This is a genomic window from Serratia sp. 14-2641 (assembly GCF_001692375.1).
In the GTDB taxonomy this organism is placed as follows: domain Bacteria; phylum Pseudomonadota; class Gammaproteobacteria; order Enterobacterales; family Enterobacteriaceae; genus Chania; species Chania fonticola_C.
In genome coordinates, this window is sequence record NZ_LXKR01000001.1 from 177,048 (window position 1) to 195,862 (window position 18,815).

At 52.2% G+C, this 18,815-nt stretch carries 17 protein-coding genes; 16 read left to right on the plus strand and 1 reads right to left on the minus strand.

Translation table 11 applies throughout. The annotated features are described in order from the left end of the window. Positions 1–332 precede the first annotated feature (332 nt). From A6U95_RS00835 to A6U95_RS00885, 11 genes are all read left to right on the plus strand, one after another. Positions 333–1,898: an MFS transporter gene (locus A6U95_RS00835; protein WP_065683084.1), complete on the plus strand. Its 1,566-nt coding sequence runs from the start codon at positions 333–335 to the stop codon at positions 1,896–1,898. A gap of 88 nt (positions 1,899–1,986) precedes the next feature. Then, entirely contained in the window at positions 1,987–4,050 is a 2,064-nt protein-coding gene (locus A6U95_RS00840; RefSeq protein ID WP_083196282.1) for a right-handed parallel beta-helix repeat-containing protein, read from the plus strand. Between the two features lie 284 nt (positions 4,051–4,334). Continuing rightward, complete coding sequence (gene kduD, locus A6U95_RS00845) at positions 4,335–5,096, plus strand: 2-dehydro-3-deoxy-D-gluconate 5-dehydrogenase KduD (RefSeq protein ID WP_065683085.1); 762 nt, start codon at positions 4,335–4,337, stop codon at positions 5,094–5,096. Positions 5,097–5,141: 45 nt separating this feature from the next. Continuing rightward, positions 5,142–5,786: an RpiB/LacA/LacB family sugar-phosphate isomerase gene (locus A6U95_RS00850; RefSeq protein WP_021178550.1), complete on the plus strand. Its 645-nt coding sequence runs from the start codon at positions 5,142–5,144 to the stop codon at positions 5,784–5,786. Positions 5,787–5,889: 103 nt separating this feature from the next. Further along, on the plus strand, positions 5,890–6,441 hold the full coding sequence (yfcE, locus tag A6U95_RS00855; RefSeq protein WP_065683086.1) for a phosphodiesterase: 552 nt from the start codon (positions 5,890–5,892) through the stop codon (positions 6,439–6,441). Positions 6,442–6,572: 131 nt separating this feature from the next. Continuing rightward, positions 6,573–7,148, plus strand: coding sequence for an NUDIX hydrolase YfcD (yfcD, locus tag A6U95_RS00860; RefSeq protein WP_065683087.1), 576 nt, complete (start codon positions 6,573–6,575; stop codon positions 7,146–7,148). Between the two features lie 677 nt (positions 7,149–7,825). Further along, entirely contained in the window at positions 7,826–8,716 is an 891-nt protein-coding gene (locus A6U95_RS00865) for a sugar ABC transporter permease (protein WP_024530676.1), read from the plus strand. After that, entirely contained in the window at positions 8,709–9,623 is a 915-nt protein-coding gene (locus tag A6U95_RS00870) for a carbohydrate ABC transporter permease (RefSeq protein ID WP_024485192.1), read from the plus strand. Before A6U95_RS00865 ends, A6U95_RS00870 begins: the two co-directional genes overlap by 8 nt. 13 nt (positions 9,624–9,636) lie before the next feature. Beyond that, positions 9,637–10,764 (plus strand): ABC transporter ATP-binding protein, encoded by a 1,128-nt coding sequence (locus A6U95_RS00875; protein ID WP_024530677.1) that lies wholly within the window; start codon positions 9,637–9,639, stop codon positions 10,762–10,764. Positions 10,765–10,779: 15 nt separating this feature from the next. After that, positions 10,780–12,069, plus strand: a complete 1,290-nt coding sequence (locus A6U95_RS00880; protein ID WP_065683088.1) for an ABC transporter substrate-binding protein — start codon at positions 10,780–10,782, stop codon at positions 12,067–12,069. Positions 12,070–12,407: 338 nt separating this feature from the next. After that, positions 12,408–13,100 carry an oligogalacturonate-specific porin KdgM family protein gene (locus A6U95_RS00885; protein ID WP_065683089.1) on the plus strand — a complete coding sequence of 231 codons (693 nt, stop codon included), beginning with the start codon at positions 12,408–12,410 and terminating at the stop codon, positions 13,098–13,100. Between the two features lie 57 nt (positions 13,101–13,157). On the opposite strand, the gene A6U95_RS00890 is transcribed toward A6U95_RS00885, so the two are convergent. After that, positions 13,158–14,177: a LacI family DNA-binding transcriptional regulator gene (locus A6U95_RS00890; protein WP_065683090.1), complete on the minus strand. Its 1,020-nt coding sequence runs from the start codon at positions 14,175–14,177 to the stop codon at positions 13,158–13,160. Between the two features lie 374 nt (positions 14,178–14,551). Between A6U95_RS00890 and A6U95_RS00895 the strand changes: the two genes are divergently transcribed. The 5 genes from A6U95_RS00895 (at position 14,552) to A6U95_RS00915 (ending at position 18,610) form a co-directional block, all read left to right on the plus strand. Next, positions 14,552–14,995 carry a PTS sugar transporter subunit IIA gene (locus A6U95_RS00895; RefSeq protein ID WP_065683091.1) on the plus strand — a complete coding sequence of 148 codons (444 nt, stop codon included), beginning with the start codon at positions 14,552–14,554 and terminating at the stop codon, positions 14,993–14,995. A 97-nt stretch (positions 14,996–15,092) separates the two neighbouring features. Further along, positions 15,093–15,374 carry a PTS sugar transporter subunit IIB gene (locus A6U95_RS00900; RefSeq protein ID WP_024530682.1) on the plus strand — a complete coding sequence of 94 codons (282 nt, stop codon included), beginning with the start codon at positions 15,093–15,095 and terminating at the stop codon, positions 15,372–15,374. 23 nt (positions 15,375–15,397) lie between these two features. After that, complete coding sequence (locus A6U95_RS00905; RefSeq protein WP_065683092.1) at positions 15,398–16,780, plus strand: PTS ascorbate transporter subunit IIC; 1,383 nt, start codon at positions 15,398–15,400, stop codon at positions 16,778–16,780. After that, a complete protein-coding gene (locus A6U95_RS00910) occupies positions 16,777–17,613 on the plus strand; it encodes a transketolase (RefSeq protein WP_065683093.1) in 837 nt (278 codons plus the stop codon). Before A6U95_RS00905 ends, A6U95_RS00910 begins: the two co-directional genes overlap by 4 nt. After that, positions 17,606–18,610, plus strand: a complete 1,005-nt coding sequence (locus A6U95_RS00915; protein ID WP_065683094.1) for a transketolase family protein — start codon at positions 17,606–17,608, stop codon at positions 18,608–18,610. The genes A6U95_RS00910 and A6U95_RS00915 overlap by 8 nt, the downstream gene beginning before the upstream one ends. Positions 18,611–18,815: the final 205 nt, after the last annotated feature.

The window sequence follows — 18,815 nt, forward strand, 5'->3', positions numbered from 1 at the left end:
TGACGGATTAGGCCAACCCGAACGGGTGATTTATGAGAGCTGCATCGCATAAATCGTTGCGCTTTGCCCGATTGATGACAGATCGCGGTTTTGCTCATAGCCAACCAGCATGACGCCGTTGCATGCTCGCCATTATAGAAAAATAACGTATGGGCAATCCCTGATGCTGGGACTGCGGCCAGATGCTGCCCGCGTTTTAAAGCGGGTTAAATGAGATCCCCTTATTTTTTATGTGACTTTCATCACAACATTATAACTCGCCTAAAAGTATAAAACGTTATTCCTGTAAAAATGAAATTGCAGTTCATTATTTTTGTTTGCGAGAAGAAACGATGACAACTAATGGTATTAACGCTCTGGGTAAGGGAAGAACGGTCAGGCTAGGGCATCAGCTGGCTTATGGCGGGGGGAACCTGCTGGGTAGCGGCGCGCTGGCGATCAGCGGTGCCTGGCTGCTCTATTTTTACACCACGTTCTGTGGGCTGACGCTGCTGGAGGCGTCATTCATCTTCTCGGTTGCGAGCGTCATCGATGCTATCAGCAACCCGGTGATGGGCTATCTGACCGATAATTTTGGCAATACCTGGCTCGGTAAGCGCTTTGGTCGGCGCCGTTTCTTCTTGCTGATTGGTGCGCCATTGATGGTCTTTTACCCGCTGCTGTGGGTTGAGGGCTTTGGTTTTTGGTACTACCTCGCCACCTACGTTATTTTCGAACTGATTTATACCTCGGTGATGGTGCCTTACGAGACGCTGGCGACCGAAATGACCGATGATTTCGCCATGCGCTCCAAGCTGACCGGTTATAAAGCGATTTTTGGCAAGATGGCCAACTTTCTGGCGGCGTTTATCCCAGGGCAGTTTATTTTGCTCTACGGTAAAGAATCGGCCCAGCCTTTTCTGTATACCGGCATCACCTACGGCGTGATCCTGTTTATTGCCATCACCGTGCTGTATCTGTTCTCCTGGGAGCGCAAGGATGAAGCGATAGCGGAGGTTAAGCATAAGAAATCGCTGCTCAAAACGTTGGCTTCATTGGCGCGGGATATGCAATCGACCTTCTACCTGCGGGTATTTCGCAAGCATCTGGGCATGTATCTGTTCGGCTTCGGCGCGGAATGGCTGTTTGCCTCGGTATTCACCTATTTCGTGATCTTCGTGCTGCAATACGATCCCGCCATTCTGGCCGGATTGAACAGCCTGAATGCCATCTTACAGTTGATATCGACCGCCATCTTTATTGGTCTGTGCGTGAAAAAAGGTTTCAGTAAACCTTATTCCTGGGCGCTCGGTATCGTGATGTTTGCGGTCTGTTGCTACTCCCTGCTGCACTTCTTTAACCTGCCAGCGCATATTGCCACTGCTGCCATCATCGGCATCACCGTGATCTTTGGCCTGGGCACCGGCGGCGTGTATTACATTCCCTGGACGGTGTATACCTTCCTGGCGGACGTGGACGAAGTCTTTACCGGCCGCCGTCGCGAAGGGATCTATGCTGGGGCGATGACCTTCTCCGGCAAGATTATGCGTTCGATTATCGTCTTCACCATGGGGGCGATCCTCAGTTACTACGGCTTCCAGTCCAAGTCTCACACTCAGCCGGAAACCGCTATTACTGCGATCTCCTGGGTGTTCTTTGCTGGCGTGATCTTGTTGGCGCTGATGGCGATTGTCTTCAGCAGCCAGATGACGCTAAACCGCCAGACCCATCAGGTGGTGCTGTACGAAGTGGCCCGCATCAAGGCTGGCGGCAAGATCGGCGATATCAAACCCGACGTTCGCCTGGTCATCGAGAAACTGGTGGGGCTGCCCTACGAACAGTGCTGGGGCAACAGCAAGATCTGCCAGAAGATGAATATCACTCCTGAAGTCTCTACCCCTGTGTATAAACCGGCCTAACGGGCCTGATCTCCCCAAAACCCAGTGACAGGATCTTCTCGCCAACATGGCGGGAGGATCCCTACCTATTAAAAACAAGGAAAGGGAAATGAAGATCGTACCTCTGTCGTTATTAATTGCTCTGGCCAGCGTGTGTCATAACGGTGTCGCCGCACCGCTGCCTGCCGCTAATGAACTGGTTTGGCAGGCCATCGCTTTTGGCCAGTCAACGGATGTCAACTTTGCCACCAACGTGTTGCCGGAAAAAGTGGGTACCAATCAGGTGACGATAGCCAATGGCAAGCCGGTGCAGGCCGGGCCGCTGAAAATGCCATTCCACGTCGAAAGCCGGGGGGGCAAAATCGGCAATAGCCATGATGGCCTGACCTTCTACTACACGCGTGTTCCCGCCAATGCCAATGTGGTTCTGGAGGCGGAGGTGACGGTCGATCAGTTTGGCCCGGAAAATATGGCTCTGCCCGCCGGGCAAGAGGGGGCGGGATTGCTGATCCGCGATATCCTCGGCAAACCAAGGTTGGAGAAGGTCCAGCAGGGTTATGAGGAGTTTCCGGCGGCATCCAACATGGTGATGAATGCCATCATGACGCAGGATAAAAAAGATCATCAGCGGGTCAAAATGACGCTGATTTCCCGCAATGGCGTGCTCAATTCCTGGGGGAATGCGGGCGTCGAGATCAAACGTGAGGGTTATCAACCTGAGGTAGATCTGCAGAAAACGCCAACCTTCCGGCTGCGTCTGGCTCGCACGGATCAGGGGTTTACCGCGGCCTACGCCCCGCTGGGCAGCGACAACTGGGTCAGTAAAACCACCAACGATCCGCACCGCGTCACCAAACTGGATCCGCAAGGTTACTACGTGGGCTTCTTTGCATCACGTAACGCACGCATTACCGTCAACCAGGCCAGCTTGACGCTCAGCGAAAGCCAGCTTCCGGCGGCACAAGAGTTTGCGGTTAAAGCGATGCCGCTGCAGATCGAGATCGGTTCTGCGCCAATATCCGCCACGGATGATTACGTCTTCCAGCTACGCAGCAATGAGAGTGGCACTCTGTCGCTAAGCCAGGACGGCGTGGTCATTGCCGCAGAGCGTAAGGTACAGGCCGGAGAGATGCTGGCGGTGAAGGTTGCGCTGAAGAAGGCGGAAACCGCGCTGGATTACCGTTTCACCACGGCAAAAGGCAACGCTCAGAGTGACAAGTTGCTGGTGCGCAAAGCGCGCTATGCCGACGCCGCTAATCTGTATGCTGCGCCACAGGGCAAAGCCGAAAATGATGGCAGCCAGCAGCACCCGCTGGATTTTGCCACCGCCGTGCAGTCATTAACGCCGGGCGGCACGCTTTGGCTGGCGGCGGGGGATTATCCCTTGGCTGTCATACCTGCCGTAGCCAGTGGCACCGCCAAGCATGCCAAAAAGCTCCGGCCGCTTGGGGATGAAGTGGTGCTGCACGGGATGGAACTGGAAGCCAGCTATTGGGATATTCAGGGCATCACGGTAACGGAAAAAAGCCTGCGTATTACGGGCAGCCATAACCACCTTGACCGGGTGGTGGCACACCATGCGGATGATACCGGAATTGTCATTTCCTCCCCGGCTAACGCCGATCGACCACTGTGGGCCAGCCACAATCTGATCACCCATTCCGAATCATACGCCAACAAGGACCCGGGCCTGATCAATGCGGATGGCTTTGCCGTCAAAATGCGTGTGGGTGAGGGGAATCGGCTAGTCGCCTGCTTCTCGCATGACAACGTGGATGACGGTTTTGATCTGTTTAACAAGATCGAGGATGGCCCGAACGGCAAGGTGATCATCGAGAACAGCGTCGCGCTGCGCAATGTCAATAATGGTTTCAAACTGGGGGGAGAAGGGTTGCCAGTGGCCCATCAGGTGACTAACAGCCTCGCCATTGAAAACGGCATGGATGGGTTTACCGACAACTTCAACCCTGGCGCACTGCAAGTCACCAACAATATGGCGATTGATAACCAGAGGTTTAACTACATTTTCCGCCCGGGCCCATATACCACGCAGGATAAGCAGGGTGTATTCAGCGGCAACGTCTCGCTGCGCAGCAAGCCGGGAGAATATGCCGATGCGGTGGTGGGAAACATCGCCGACAACAATGCCTTTATGTTGTCAGCAGTGAAATAACCCTCCTTAGGGGCGCCGCATGTGATGAACCTGCGGCGTCGTTTTTGCCCTGATGAAAACGGCACACATCACACAATCAAAAATTACTTTCATTTAAAATAAAACATTGTTTCAATTTTATTGATCGCGTCATAGATAAGCGTTAGACTTGCGCCATCATGATGACAGGGGCGGGCAATATCGCTCCCCCTGTATGGCAGCAAGCTGCGGACACTGGCGGGATTGCAACGCTATCCCCACTTTTGACAAGGGCCGCTGATGCCCTGAGTACTAAGGACAAGAGCATGATTCTCGATAATTTTTCATTACAGGGTAAAGTGGCGATTGTGACCGGTTGTGACACCGGGCTGGGGCAGGGGATGGCCATAGGGCTGGCTCAAGCGGGTTGTGATATCGTTGGCGTTAACGTGGTTGAGCCGGAAGAAACCATCGCCAAAGTTACCGCGCTGGGGCGTCGTTTCCTGAGCCTGAAAGCCGACCTGAGCAAACTGGAAGTGCTGCCTGAGCTGTTAGAGCGTGCGGTGGCCGAATTCGGCCATATTGATATTCTGGTCAATAACGCGGGCATCATTCGCCGCCAGGATGCGCTGCAGTTTAGCGAAAAAGATTGGGATGACGTGATGAACCTGAACATCAAGACGGTGTTCTTCATGTCTCAGGCGGTGGCCCGCCAGTTTATTGCCCAAGGCACCGGCGGCAAGATCATCAATATCGCCTCCATGCTGTCTTATCAAGGGGGCATCCGTGTGCCGTCTTACACCGCGTCCAAGAGCGCAGTCATGGGTGTTACCCGTCTGTTGGCCAACGAATGGGCCAGCCACGGTATCAACGTGAACGCGTTGGCTCCTGGCTATATGGCGACGAACAATACTCGCCAACTGCGCGACGATCAGGCTCGTAGTGAGGAAATCCTCGAGCGCATCCCGGCTGGCCGTTGGGGCCTGCCAGAAGATCTGATGGGGCCGGTGGTATTCCTGGCTTCACCGGCTTCGGATTACATCAATGGCTACACCGTAGCGGTAGATGGCGGCTGGTTGGCTCGCTAACCAGACAAAGAATAACCGATTGATTTTATTTGCGGAGAGCAAAAGATGAATATTGCACTGATGATGGAAAACAGCCAGGCGGGTAAAAATGCGCTGGTTCTCGAACAATTGCAGGCGGTTGCGGCTGGCAATCATGATGCGGTGTTCAACGTGGGTATGAGCGATGAGCAGGATCACCATCTGACCTATATCCATTTAGGGATTATGGCCAGCATTCTGTTGAACGCCGAAGCGGTCGACTTTGTGGTCACCGGCTGCGGTACCGGGCAGGGCGCCTTGATGTCATTGAACATCCATCCTGGCGTAGTGTGCGGCTATTGTATCGATCCTGCGGATGCTTTCCTGTTCGCTCAGATCAACAACGGTAATGCGCTGTCCCTGCCGTTTGCCAAAGGCTTTGGCTGGGGTGCAGAGTTGAACGTGCGCTATATCTTTGAGAAGGCCTTTACCGGGCGTAAAGGTGAAGGTTATCCGGTGGAACGTAAGGAACCTCAGGTTCGTAACGCCGGTATCCTCAATCAGGTTAAGCAGGCAGTGATCAAAGACAACTACCTTGATACGCTGCGTGCCATCGATCCTGAGCTGGTGAAGACCGCCGTTAGCGGCCCTCGCTTCCAGGAATGCCTGTTCTCCAACGGTAAAAAGCCGGAGATTGTGGCGTTTGTCAAAGAACTGCTGGCCCGCGCCTGATGTTCTTCAGGTGGCCGAATATCGGCCACCTGTTTTACCCACCGCTTGTTGTCTACCCCAGCTACGTTAAAATGGTTTCATATTCCGTGTTAAAGGAAAGATTATGAAGCTGATGTTCGCCTCGGACCTGCATGGTTCGCTCTCCGCCACCGACAAAATCCTCGAATTGTTTGCTCAAAGCCAGGCCGATTGGTTGATACTGTTGGGTGACTTACTGAATCACGGTCCGCGCAACGCCTTGCCAGATAACTATCAGCCCGCGCAGGTGGCCGAACGATTGAATCACGTTAGTGACAAGATCGTTGCCGTTCGCGGTAATTGCGACAGTGAAGTCGATCAGATGCTGCTCTCCTTCCCGATGATGGCCCCTTACCAACAGGTGCTATTAGCCAAAAGACGATTGTTTTTAACCCACGGGCACCTTTATCATCCCAACACATTACCGCCTTTAACGGACGGAGACGTGCTGGTGTATGGGCATACGCATTTGCCCCAGGCACAAAGGCAAGGGGATATCTACTGTTTTAATCCAGGCTCGGTCAGCATCCCGAAAGGGGGTTTTCCAGCCAGCTATGGCATACTGGCAGACGACGTCTTGAGCGTGCTCGAGTTGCACAACGGCAAGGTTGTTGCAGAGGTGGCGTTAACGCACTAATTTTATAGACCCGATAGCTCGAAAGTGGCAGCCATGGTTGTGGCTTGACAGAGCAGGGGCACATACCAAAAATAATTGAAGCATAACCCGTGCGCGGCATGCATCGCGCCCAAAAAAGAAGGTTTTACAGGATGGCGGAACAGGATCAGGCTGCAGATACCGAGTGGGTTGATATCGTCAACGAGCAAAACGAAGTGATTGCTCAGTCCAGTCGTCAACAGATGCGTGCCCAACGGCTGCGTCATCGTGCGACCTATATTGTGGTGCATGATGGCATGGGGAAAATTCTGGTGCAGCGGCGCACTGACACCAAAGATTTTTACCCGGGTTGGATGGATGCCACCGCAGGGGGAGTGGTACAAAGCGGGGAAAACGTGTTGGACTCTGCCCGCCGTGAGGCGGAAGAAGAACTGGGTATCGCCGGGATCCCGTTTGCCGAACATGGCCTGTTCTACTTTGAAGAGGAACAGTGCCGTATTTGGGGGGCGTTGTTTAGCTGCGTGGCCAATGGTCCGTTTGCTCTGCAGGAAGAAGAAGTAGCTGAAGTGAGCTGGTTGACGCCAGAGGAGATCACCACCCGCTGCGACGAGTTCACACCCGATTCGCTGAAGGCATTATCGCTTTGGCTAACGCGTAATAACGGTCAGGACTACGGTAAACCGCTGCCGCGCGATAGCAGAGCCAGCTCTGGCGAAGAAGAGGCCTGATTTAACGCACGGCCTTGCTGCCCATAGAGTAGCAAGGCCGTCTATTCTTCTCCCTTCCAGTTAGATCCTCCCCCTTGCCAACCAGCTGAAATCACAAATGTAACTATCAATGACGGCATTCATACTTCCCCTCTCGGCCCAAATCCGCTGATTCTATCTACCTACAATTGACTAACCGATCTCATCAACATTGCTATCCTTGGCGTTACAAATCCATCAAGAATAAATATCCTTATTTATCATAATATTATGTTTATTTCGGTGCGTGGTTTTGATAATTTTTGTTTTTAAATAAAAAAATCAAAACAACGTTTCTACTTTGGTCACACTTTTGCCATCCACTGAATGACGTTGGAAAAATTTCAGATATAATAATTTGAAATAGTGTTTCAGTTTGTTGGTTGGTAGATGACAGGATCATCTGGGAGACCGAAAAATGGAATTATCCTACTGTAGCAAGCAACCCGACGGCATAGTGACAATGCGAGCATTGGCCGCTGATGATTGGCTGAAATTGGCCAGCGAACGCCTGAAAAAATTTATCGATTTATCACGACAGGGAGGATGCTGAACCTGGGCAGACTGCCGGGCTTGTCATTTCTATTGTTTAACCTTACTTAAATTTTACTTAACTAATTTCATTTCTTTTTCTATTTAAATGGCTATGGGTAACAACCATGAATGAAAACAGAATGCTGGGGTTAGCCTATATATCACCTTATATAATAGGGTTGATCATATTTACGGCGTTCCCCTTTGTGTCATCATTCTTGCTGAGTTTTACGGAATATGACCTGATGAATCCCCCGGTGTTTAACGGGGTGGAAAACTATCGTTATATGCTGATGGAAGACCATCTTTTTTGGAAATCGATGGGCGTCACCTTTGCATATGTGTTTCTGACCATCCCGTTAAAATTGGCCTTTGCGTTAGGTATCGCTTTTGTCCTTAATTTTAAACTGCGTGGCATCGGCTTTTTCCGTACGGCCTATTACGTTCCTTCTATTCTGGGCAGCAGCGTGGCTATCGCCGTGCTGTGGCGTGCGTTGTTTGCCATCGACGGGCTGCTAAACAGCTTTATCGGTGTCTTTGGGATGGATCCGGTCAACTGGTTGGGAGAGCCTTCACTGGCATTAATGTCGGTCACGTTGCTGCGTGTATGGCAGTTTGGCTCTGCGATGGTGATCTTCCTGGCGGCGCTGCAAAACGTGCCACAGTCACAATATGAAGCGGCCATGATTGATGGTGCTTCCAAGTGGCAGATGTTTATGAAAGTCACGGTACCGCTGATCACGCCGGTGATTTTCTTCAACTTTATTATGCAGACCACGCAGGCGTTCCAGGAGTTTACGGCTCCGTATGTGATTACCGGGGGCGGGCCAACCCATTACACCTATCTGTTCTCACTGTATATCTACGATACCGCCTTTAAATATTTTGATATGGGCTACGGTGCCGCATTGGCGTGGATCCTGTTCCTGGTTGTGGCCCTGTTCGCCTCAATCGCCTTTAAATCATCGAAGTATTGGGTCTTCTACTCGGCAGACAAGGGTGGCAAAAATGGCTGATATGCAACAGAACCAATTACCCATGTCCAGTGCGCAGGAAATCGCTGAGCGTGAAGTTCAGCGCACATTGCGCCGGGAAAAAATCAGCGCCGCTATTCGTTACGTCGTGCTGCTGCTGGTGGGATTGTTGATGCTGTATCCGCTGGTGTGGATGTTCTCGGCATCGTTTAAACCCAATCAGGAGATCTTCACTACCCTGGGCCTGTGGCCAGACAATGCGACCTCGGATGGTTTCGTTAACGGTTGGAAAACCGGCACGGAATATAACTTTGGTCATTACATGCTTAACACCTTTAAATTTGTGATCCCCAAGGTGTTATTAACCATTATCTCTTCGACCATTGTGGCCTACGGTTTTGCCCGCTTTGAGATCCCCTGGAAGAAATTCTGGTTTGCCACGCTGATCACCACCATGTTGCTGCCGAGCACGGTGTTACTGATCCCGCAATACATCATGTTCCGTGAAATGGGCATGCTGGACAGCTACCTGCCGCTCTATTTGCCGCTGGCATTTGCGACCCAAGGGTTCTTCGTCTTTATGTTGATCCAGTTCCTGCGCGGTGTGCCACGGGATATGGAAGAGGCGGCCCAGATTGATGGTTGCAACTCGTTCCAGGTGCTGTGGTATGTGGTGGTGCCGATCCTGAAACCGGCGATTATCTCCGTCGCCCTGTTCCAGTTTATGTGGTCGATGAATGACTTTATTGGCCCGTTGATCTACGTCTACAGCGTCGATAAGTACCCAATTGCGCTGGCGTTGAAAATGTCTATCGACGTGACAGAAGGTGCGCCGTGGAACGAAATCCTGGCTATGGCAAGCATCTCTATTCTGCCGTCCATCATCGTGTTCTTCCTGGCCCAACGCTACTTTGTGCAGGGCGTTACCAGCAGCGGAATTAAAGGTTAATTGAGGATCTATCATGGCTGAAGTCATTTTTAACAATCTGCAGAAAGTGTACAGCAACGGCTATAAGGCGGTACATGGCATCAATCTGACCATTGCCGATGGCGAGTTTATGGTGATTGTCGGCCCTTCCGGCTGTGCCAAATCGACCACGTTGCGGATGCTGGCAGGGCTGGAAACCATCAGCGGCGGCGAAGTGCGCATTGGCGACCGCGTGGTGAATAATCTGGCCCCTAAATCCCGTGGTATTGCCATGGTGTTTCAGAACTATGCGCTGTATCCGCATATGACGGTAAAAGACAACCTGGCGTTTGGTTTGAAGCTGAGCAAGCTGCCTAAAGAGCAGATTGAAGAGCAGGTTAACGAAGCCGCCAAGATCCTGGAACTGGAAGAGCTGTTGGATCGTTTGCCACGCCAACTCTCTGGTGGGCAGGCGCAGCGTGTGGCCGTGGGCCGCGCAATTGTGAAAAAACCAGACGTGTTCCTGTTTGATGAACCGTTGTCTAACCTGGATGCCAAGCTGCGTGCTTCGATGCGTATCCGTATTTCCGATTTGCACAAGCAGCTGAAAAAGAGCGGCAAACCGGCGACCACCGTCTATGTTACCCACGATCAGACCGAAGCCATGACCATGGGCGACCGTATCTGCGTGATGAAGCTGGGCCATATCATGCAGGTGGATACGCCAGACAACCTGTATCACTTCCCGAAAAACATGTTTGTCGCCGGCTTTATCGGGGCGCCAGAAATGAACATCAAGCCGAGCAAGCTGGTAGAGAAGGACGGCAAAATCGGCCTTACCGTCGGTAATTACACCTTGACCCTCAGCCAGTATCAGCAGGATAAGGTCGCCAGCTTTGTCGGGCAGGACGTGTTCTTTGGCGTGCGGCCCGAGTTTGTGTCGATTTCAGAGTCGCCGTTTGAGGGCAACCACTCCGAAGGGGAATTGGTCCGCGTCGAGAATATGGGCCATGAGTTCTTTGTTTACCTGAAGGTGAATGATTTTGAACTGACCTGCCGTATTCCTTCCGATGACGTCAAACCGATCCTGAAAAATGGGCTGCATCGTCCGGTTTACTTCAAATTCGATATGGATAAATGCCACATTTTTGATGCGAAAACAGAAAAGAATATTTCTCTTTAACAGGAGTGGTCAATAATGAAAAAAATAGTCTTACGTACTCTGGTAGCTTCATCCATGGCGATATTTGCCCATCAGGCCTTCGCTGCTGAACAGGTTGACTTACGTATGTCCTGGTGGGGAGGCAATGGCCGCCATCAGGTTACGTTGAAAGCGATTGAAGCGTTCGAGAAGCAGAACCCGAATATCAAGGTGAAATCGGAATACACCGGCTGGGACGGTCACCTTTCTCGCCTGACCACCCAAATCGCCGGGGGCACCGAGCCGGATGTGATGCAAACCAACTGGAACTGGCTGCCGATCTTTTCAAAAACCGGCACCGGGTTCTATGACCTGAACAAGGTGAGTGAGTATCTGGATCTGACCCAATTTGATCCCAAAGAGCTGCAAACCACCACGATTGACGGCAAGCTGAACGGCATCCCGATTTCAGTGACCGCGCGCGTTTTCTATTATAACGATGTCACCTGGAAAGACGCGGGTGTGCAATATCCCAATAACTGGGATGAATTACTCGCTGCCGGTAAAACCTTCAACGAAAAACTGGGCGAGAAATACTATCCGGTGGTGTTAGAGCACCAGGATACCTTTGCCTTGTTGCGCTCGTATATGATCCAAAAATATAACGTCGATATTATCGACGAGTCTAAGAAAAAGTTTGCTTACAGCGAAGCGCAATGGGTCGATTTCTTCCAGATGTATAAAGACATGGTGGATAGCCACGTCATGCCGTCATCGAAATACTATGCCTCGTTCGGCAAAAGCAATATGTATGAGATGAAACCCTGGATTGCGGGGGAGTGGGGCGGAACCTATATGTGGAACTCCACCATCAACAAATATTCCGACAACCTGAAGGCACCGGCCAAGCTTGAACTGGGGCCATACCCGATGCTGCCAGGAGCCAAGGATGCCGGATTGTTCTTCAAACCGTCGCAAATGTTCTCGATTGGTAAAAGCAGCAAACATCCAAAAGAAGCGGCAATGTTGATTAACTTCCTGTTAAACAGCAAGGAAGGCGTTGAGGCGCTGAAGCTGGAACGTGGCGTACCGTTAAGCAAAGTGGCCGTCAGCCAGTTGCGCGAAAGTGGAGCTATCCAGGATAGCGATCCGGCCGTTTCCGGGTTGAAACTGGCGTTGTCACTGCCGCATGCCATCAGCGCTTCACCGTATTTTGACGACCCGCAGATCGTGGTGCTGTTCCAGGATGCCATTCAGAATATCGATTATGGTAAGAAAACGGTGCAGGAAGTGGCGACAGATTTCCAGCGCCAGGGCGACCGTATTCTGAAACGCGCAATGAGATAAGGCTTATTTAAATAGCTGTTAGTTATAGTGATACAGCTGGGAGTTATGCAGAACGCCGACATGCCGTGAACCCGTCCCTGGGGGCTCGTATCGTGCATCCATGCGCTCAACGGTCGGCTAACCTGCATAGCACCCATCTGTCAGAGACTTATGGTGGCGCGGTATTACGTACGGCTATTTATATTGGGTAATCTTTATTCATCAAAAAAGATAAATTTTGTTTTAAGTCATATGTTCGCTATTTCCGTTTTTGAGTAATAAGTATTTCAAATAACACTATAACCCCCTTAATTAGAGTGGGGATGTCTTTTCTATAATTAATGATAAGGGTAGTAATAATGAAATTTAAATTATTGACTCTGGTGTTAGCCTCAGTAGCAAACTTTAGTGCAATGGCCATGTCGCTTGATTTGCGCCATGAATGGCAGGATACAGCCAAAGGCGACCATAAAAATAGAATGCTGGTATCACATCGTTTCGATAACGGCCTGGGATTCTCTCTGGAAGCAAAATGGCGTCAGGACTCTTCAGACTCGACGCCTGATAAACCTTTCCACGAGCAGGTCAGTAATGGGACCGAGGCCGTCGTCAGCTATCAGCATAAGTTTGATGCGATCACCCTGCAGCCTGGGTTCTCGCTAGAGTCCAACAGTAATAATAACGGCTATCGCCCTTATCTGCGTGCGCAGTATAACTTTACCAAAGACATTTATGTGGCAGGCAGATATCGCTACGAATATAAGCGTACCACCTCAAAAGGTTCAGAGGGGGATGAGAAAACCAACCGTGGCGATTTTTGGTTAGGTTATAACTTCTACAAGGACTGGTCGGCCGAATATAACTACGTGTATAAGAGCAGCAACAAGGTTATTTTTGACGACGGCAAAACCGATTACGAACATAACGTCAAGCTGGCTTACAAATGGGATAAAAACTGGAAGCCTTATGTTGAGGTGGGGAACGTGAAGCAAGATAGCCAACACGATAACCGCCAGACGCGCTACCGTGTCGGGATAAACTACAGCTGGTAAGCGTTGTTAAGATACCGGGAATACCGACTTATCGACGGGTTCCCGGTATCGTCATCGTTAACAGCTGCTACGACGGCACAGGGTCGAAGGGATCGAACCTTCGGGCTGCCAGGGCTGATCGTTCAAGCGTGCCAACAATGCCTTACCTGCCTGGATACCAATCTCCTTATGCGGCACGGTCATGGTCGTCAGCGGTGGCTGACAGACCTGGCTGACCTCGCTGTTGCCAAACCCCACGATAGCCAACTGCTCCGGCACCTTGATCCGCCGCCGCTGGCATTCATACAGCGCGCCACAGGCCAGTTCATCAGACGCACAGACCAAGGCATCCAACTCCGGCCAGGCCAGTAAAAACTCCGGCAATTGCTGGGCGCCGAGGCTGAAGCTGGCGGGTTGTGCGGCATTAATTACCCGATGGGGGGACATGTGGTTTTGCAGTAGCGCTTTGTGCCAGCCTTGCAGATGCTGTTGGAAAATCCACTGTTCCTGATTGGCGCACAACAGGCCAACATTCTGATACCCGCTGGCGATCACGGTTTGAGTGAGCTGATACATCGCGGCGACGTAATCGATGCCGATATTGATGTCGATTGGGTCGGTGCGGATTGCCCCAATTTCCACCACCGGAATATTGGCTGCGGTCAATGCCTGACGGGTACTTTCAGAATGCTCAATGCTTAACAGCACGGCCGCAGCCAGGTTGTAAGAGAGCAGAGTTTCCAGCAACGTTTCTTCACGCTCGATATGATGTTGGGACTCGGCCAACATGATCTGGTAACCCGCCGGTTGCAGTACCCGCTGTAACCCGGCAAACATATCCGCACAGCCGGACTCGGAAAAACTCGGCACCACCATGGCGATGGTATAAGAAGACGCCGAGGCTAACGAACTGGCCGCCAGGTTGGGGAGGTAACCCAACTCACTGACCGCCGACTCGATTTTTTCTCTCAGCTTATCTGAAACCTGTTCGGGCGTGCGTAGCGCCCGCGAGACGGTCATGGTGCCCACGCCTGCCAATTGGGCCACGTCGGCCAGGGTAACCCGGCCGGTACTGCGTCGTTTTCTACCGATCGACATTGCTGATCCTGACTGAAATGCGCGCATAACGCATAAATGAGCTCATGGGGTGAAACCCATTTCTGGGCTTCGTCGTTCCCGCTTCTGGGCCCATTCTACCCCGTTCCTTTGGCGATCGATAAAAAAACTGAGCCGCCGTGTTTTATCCTCGATAGTTTTGATAGCGCTATCACAGATCTGGATGATTGATCTTTGGTAGCGCTATCTTTGTGCGTTCAGTCACGGTTTAACCCCAGCACGTTGATTAAAGTTTTACCGTCGCCGGGCTATTGCATGACGGCCACGCGCCATCAAACGATCCATAGCCAACAGATTTCGTTCCGTTAGGGGCCGGAAACTCTGGCGGCTCAAGGGAAAACCCATAAGGAGGAGATGTGCTCAACGACTGGCTGAACGCCGACCACATTCAACTGTGCGATCAGGTTACCGACTGGCAGGAGGCGGTCACGCTGAGTGCTCAGCCGCTGCTACAGCGCGGAGTGATCACCGCCGATTACCTGACGGCCATATTTCGCCAACATCAGGCGCTGGGGCCCTATTTCGTGTTGGCACCTGGTATCGCGATGCCCCATGCCAGGCCGGAGGAGGGCGCCAAAGCGCTCGGTCTTTCACTATTGAAGATAAAGCAGGGCGTGCATTTTCAGTCAGAAGATAACGATCCGGTCTTCATCGTGGTGATGCTTTCCGCTCCGGATAGCAGTAGCCACATTGAAATGATCTCGCAACTGGCCGAATTATTTTCTGATAGCGAAGCCATGGAGAAACTGTTCCTGGCGCAAACCAAACGGCAAATTGAGGATGTTATCGCCAATTATTAAGCTCTAACCGGTTATACCAGCAACCTTTGATAATACTCAGCATCCGATAGATATCGGGTGACGCTATCCTACACATAAAATTTGGCAGGTAAGAATAATGAAAATCATGGCTATTTGTGGCTCAGGATTAGGTAGCAGCTTTATGGTGGAAATGAACATCAAGAAAGTGCTGAAGAAAATGAATATTGAGGCGGAGGTTGAACACTCTGACCTTTCCTCGGCAACGCCGGGTGCGGCAGATATCTTCGTGATGGCGAAAGATATTGCCGCTAGCGCCAGCGTGCCTGCCGACCAGTTGGTGGTGATCAGCAATATCATTGATATTAATGAGCTTGAAGCCAAGCTGCGTGCTTACTTCGCAGCCCACTCCATTATTTAATCTAACCCATTGGCGAGGTGGATATGTTTATCCAGGAAACGCTCAGGTTTGTGGTTGATATATTAAAGGTCCCGGCGGTATTGGTCGGGGTGATTGCCTTGATTGGTTTATTGGCACAAAAGAAATCTTTTTCTGACGTGGTCAAAGGTACGGTTAAAACCATTCTGGGCTTTATTGTATTGGGCGGTGGGGCGACGGTATTAGTCGGCTCGCTGAATCCATTAGGTGGCATGTTTGAGCATGCGTTCAATATTCAGGGAATTATTCCCAATAACGAAGCCATTGTCTCTATCTCATTAGAGAAATACGGTGCCTCCACTGCGCTGATCATGGCGTTTGGCATGGTGGCCAACATCATCGTGGCCCGCTTTACCCGCTTGAAATACATCTTCCTGACCGGACACCACACCTTCTACATGGCCTGTATGATCGGCATCATCCTCACCGTGGCCGGTTTTGAGGGCGTACAGCTGGTGTTCACCGGAGCGCTGACTCTGGGCTTGGTGATGGCGTTCTTCCCGGCGATCGCCCAGCGCTATATGCGCCGCATTACCGGCAACGACGACATTGCCTTTGGCCATTTCGGCACCTTGGGCTATGTCCTTTCCGGCTGGATCGGTTCCAAGGTGGGGAAAAACTCGCGTTCCACCGAGGAGATGAACTTACCTAAAAACCTCAGCTTTCTGCGTGACAGCTCGATTTCCATCTCGATGACCATGATCGTGATCTACCTGATCCTGGCTATCTGCGCGGGCCAGGATTACGTCGAAAGCCAATTGAGTGGCGGGCAGAACTACCTGGTGTACTCGATTATTCAGGCGATCACTTTTGCCGCCGGGGTATTCATCATTCTGCAAGGGGTGCGCCTGATCCTGGCCGAGATCGTCCCGGCCTTTACCGGCTTCTCGGAAAAACTGGTCCCTAATGCCCGCCCGGCGCTGGACTGCCCAGTGGTTTATCCCTATGCCCCGAATGCGGTGTTGATTGGTTTCCTGTTCAGTTTCCTGGGGGGCTTGGCCGGTCTGTTCTTGCTCGGCCAAATGAAGATGGTGCTGATCCTGCCGGGCGTGGTGCCGCACTTCTTCACCGGGGCCACCGCCGGGGTGTTCGGCAATGCGACCGGCGGGCGGCGCGGTGCCATGCTGGGGGCATTTGCCAACGGTCTGTTGATTACCTTCCTGCCGGTGCTGTTGTTGCCGGTACTGGGCGCGCTGGGTTTTGCCAACACCACCTTCTCCGATACGGACTTCGGCGTGGTGGGGATCGTGTTGGGCAATATGGCGCGCTTCCTGACCAAAGAAATGATCATGGTCGCGATCGTCGCGATCTTTGGCTTGCTGGTCGCGCATAACTTCCTGGGAAAACGCAAAGATGCCCCAGCCAAAAATAAGGAGGAAAGTTTATGAGCAACACCGTGACTGATTTGACGCAATTGGCCGGGGCAATTCGTCTGGAAACGCTGAAGGCGCTCACTGGGCTGGGGTTTGGCCATTATGGTGGCTGTATGTCGGTGGTTGAAACGCTGGCGGTGCTGTACGGCGAAGTGATGCGTATCGATCCGGGTGACCCGGATTGGCCTGAGCGCGATTATTTCGTGCTGTCGAAGGGCCATGCAGGCCCGGCGCTATATAGCGTGCTGGCGCTTAAGGGCTATTTCCCGTTGGAACAGCTGCAAACGCTCAACCAGAATGGCACCCGGTTGCCGAGCCACCCAGATCGCTTGCTAACTCGTGGGGTGGATGCCACCACCGGATCGCTCGGGCAAGGGGTCTCTATCGCTGCCGGTATGGCGCTTTCACACCAACTGGCAAAGCGCAGCAACCGGGTATTCTGCATCCTGGGGGACGGTGAATTGAACGAAGGCCAATGCTGGGAAGCGTTCCAGTTTATCGCCCACCATAACCTGCATAATCTGACGCTGTTTATTGATTACAACAAACAGCAGTTGGACGGCTCGCTGGATGAGGTGATCAAACCTTTCGATCTGGCCGGTAAATTCCGCGCCTTCGGTTTTGAGGTGCAAACCGTTCGTGGGGATGACATTGCGGCGATCCGTGATGCCGTATTGCCGGAGCGCAGTGGAGAGCAACGGCCATTGGTAGTGATCCTCGATAGCCTCAAGGGGCAGGGGGTGGCTTATCTGGAGAACCTGAAAAACTCACATCATCTGCGCTTAACGCCAGATGTTCGCAGCGAAATCGAAAAGGCCATTGCCGAGCTGGAGGCCGCCTATGTTTAACCTGGAAATGCCGTTGGAAAAAGACGCCGTAGAGATGCGCAAGGTGTACGCCAGCGTGATCCGTCAACAGGCCGAAGCCGGTACGCCGGTGATCGCACTGGAAGCCGATCTGATGAGTTCGATGGCGATGGATGGCGTACATAAGGATCACCCAGAGCGGGTCATCAACTGCGGTATCATGGAGGCTAATGTGATTGGCGTGGCTGCCGGTTTGTCACTGACCGGACGAGTGCCATTTGTCCACACCTTCACCGCTTTTGCCAGCCGCCGCTGTTTCGATCAGCTGTTTATGTCGTTGGACTATCAGCGCAACAACGTCAAGGTGATCGCTTCCGATGCCGGGGTCAGCGCCTGCCATAACGGGGGTACGCATATGTCGTTTGAAGACATGGGGATCGTGCGTGGTCTGGCGCATTCAGTGGTACTGGAGGTGACCGATGCCAGCATGTTCCAGGATATTTTGCAGCAACTGGTGAAGTTGCAAGGCTTCTACTGGGTGCGAACCATCCGTAAGCAGGCGACACGTATTTATCCCGCAGGCTATCGTTTCACCATTGGCAAGGCTAATCTGCTGCGTGACGGCAGCGATATTACGCTGATCGCCAACGGCATTATGGTCGCCGAAGCGTTGCAGGCGGCGCAGGAACTGCAACAGCGTGGCATCAGCGCGGCGGTGATTGACATGTTTACGCTCAAGCCTATCGATCGTGAAATCATCAAAACCTTTGCGGCGAAAACCGGCAGGATCGTCACCTGCGAGAACCACAGCATTCATAACGGGCTTGGTTCGGCGGTGGCGGAGGTGTTGGTGGAAGAGTGCCCGGTACCGATGCGGCGGGTGGGAGTGAAAGGCCGCTATGGGCAAGTGGGTACGCAGGAGTTCTTGCAGCAGGAATATGGCCTGACGGCGGCGCATATTGTGGCGGCGGCGGATGAGCTGCTGGCGCTCCCACAGGGAGAGGGAGCTGATTGCGGGTGCTCTGCTGGAAGTAAATAGGTAATCTCAACAAATTCGACCGCCCCCTCATCCAACGTGAACCACCGAATTTTCAGATCCACTCGATCGGTCCCCTCTTTCTGTGGGAGAGGGTTAGAGTGAGGGACACCAGGAGGTGCATTGCTTACTCTTTGTTGACGCCAAAAATAAAACGGCCCGGTGATGATCACCAGGCCGTTATCGGTATTACCAGAGTCTAAAGGTG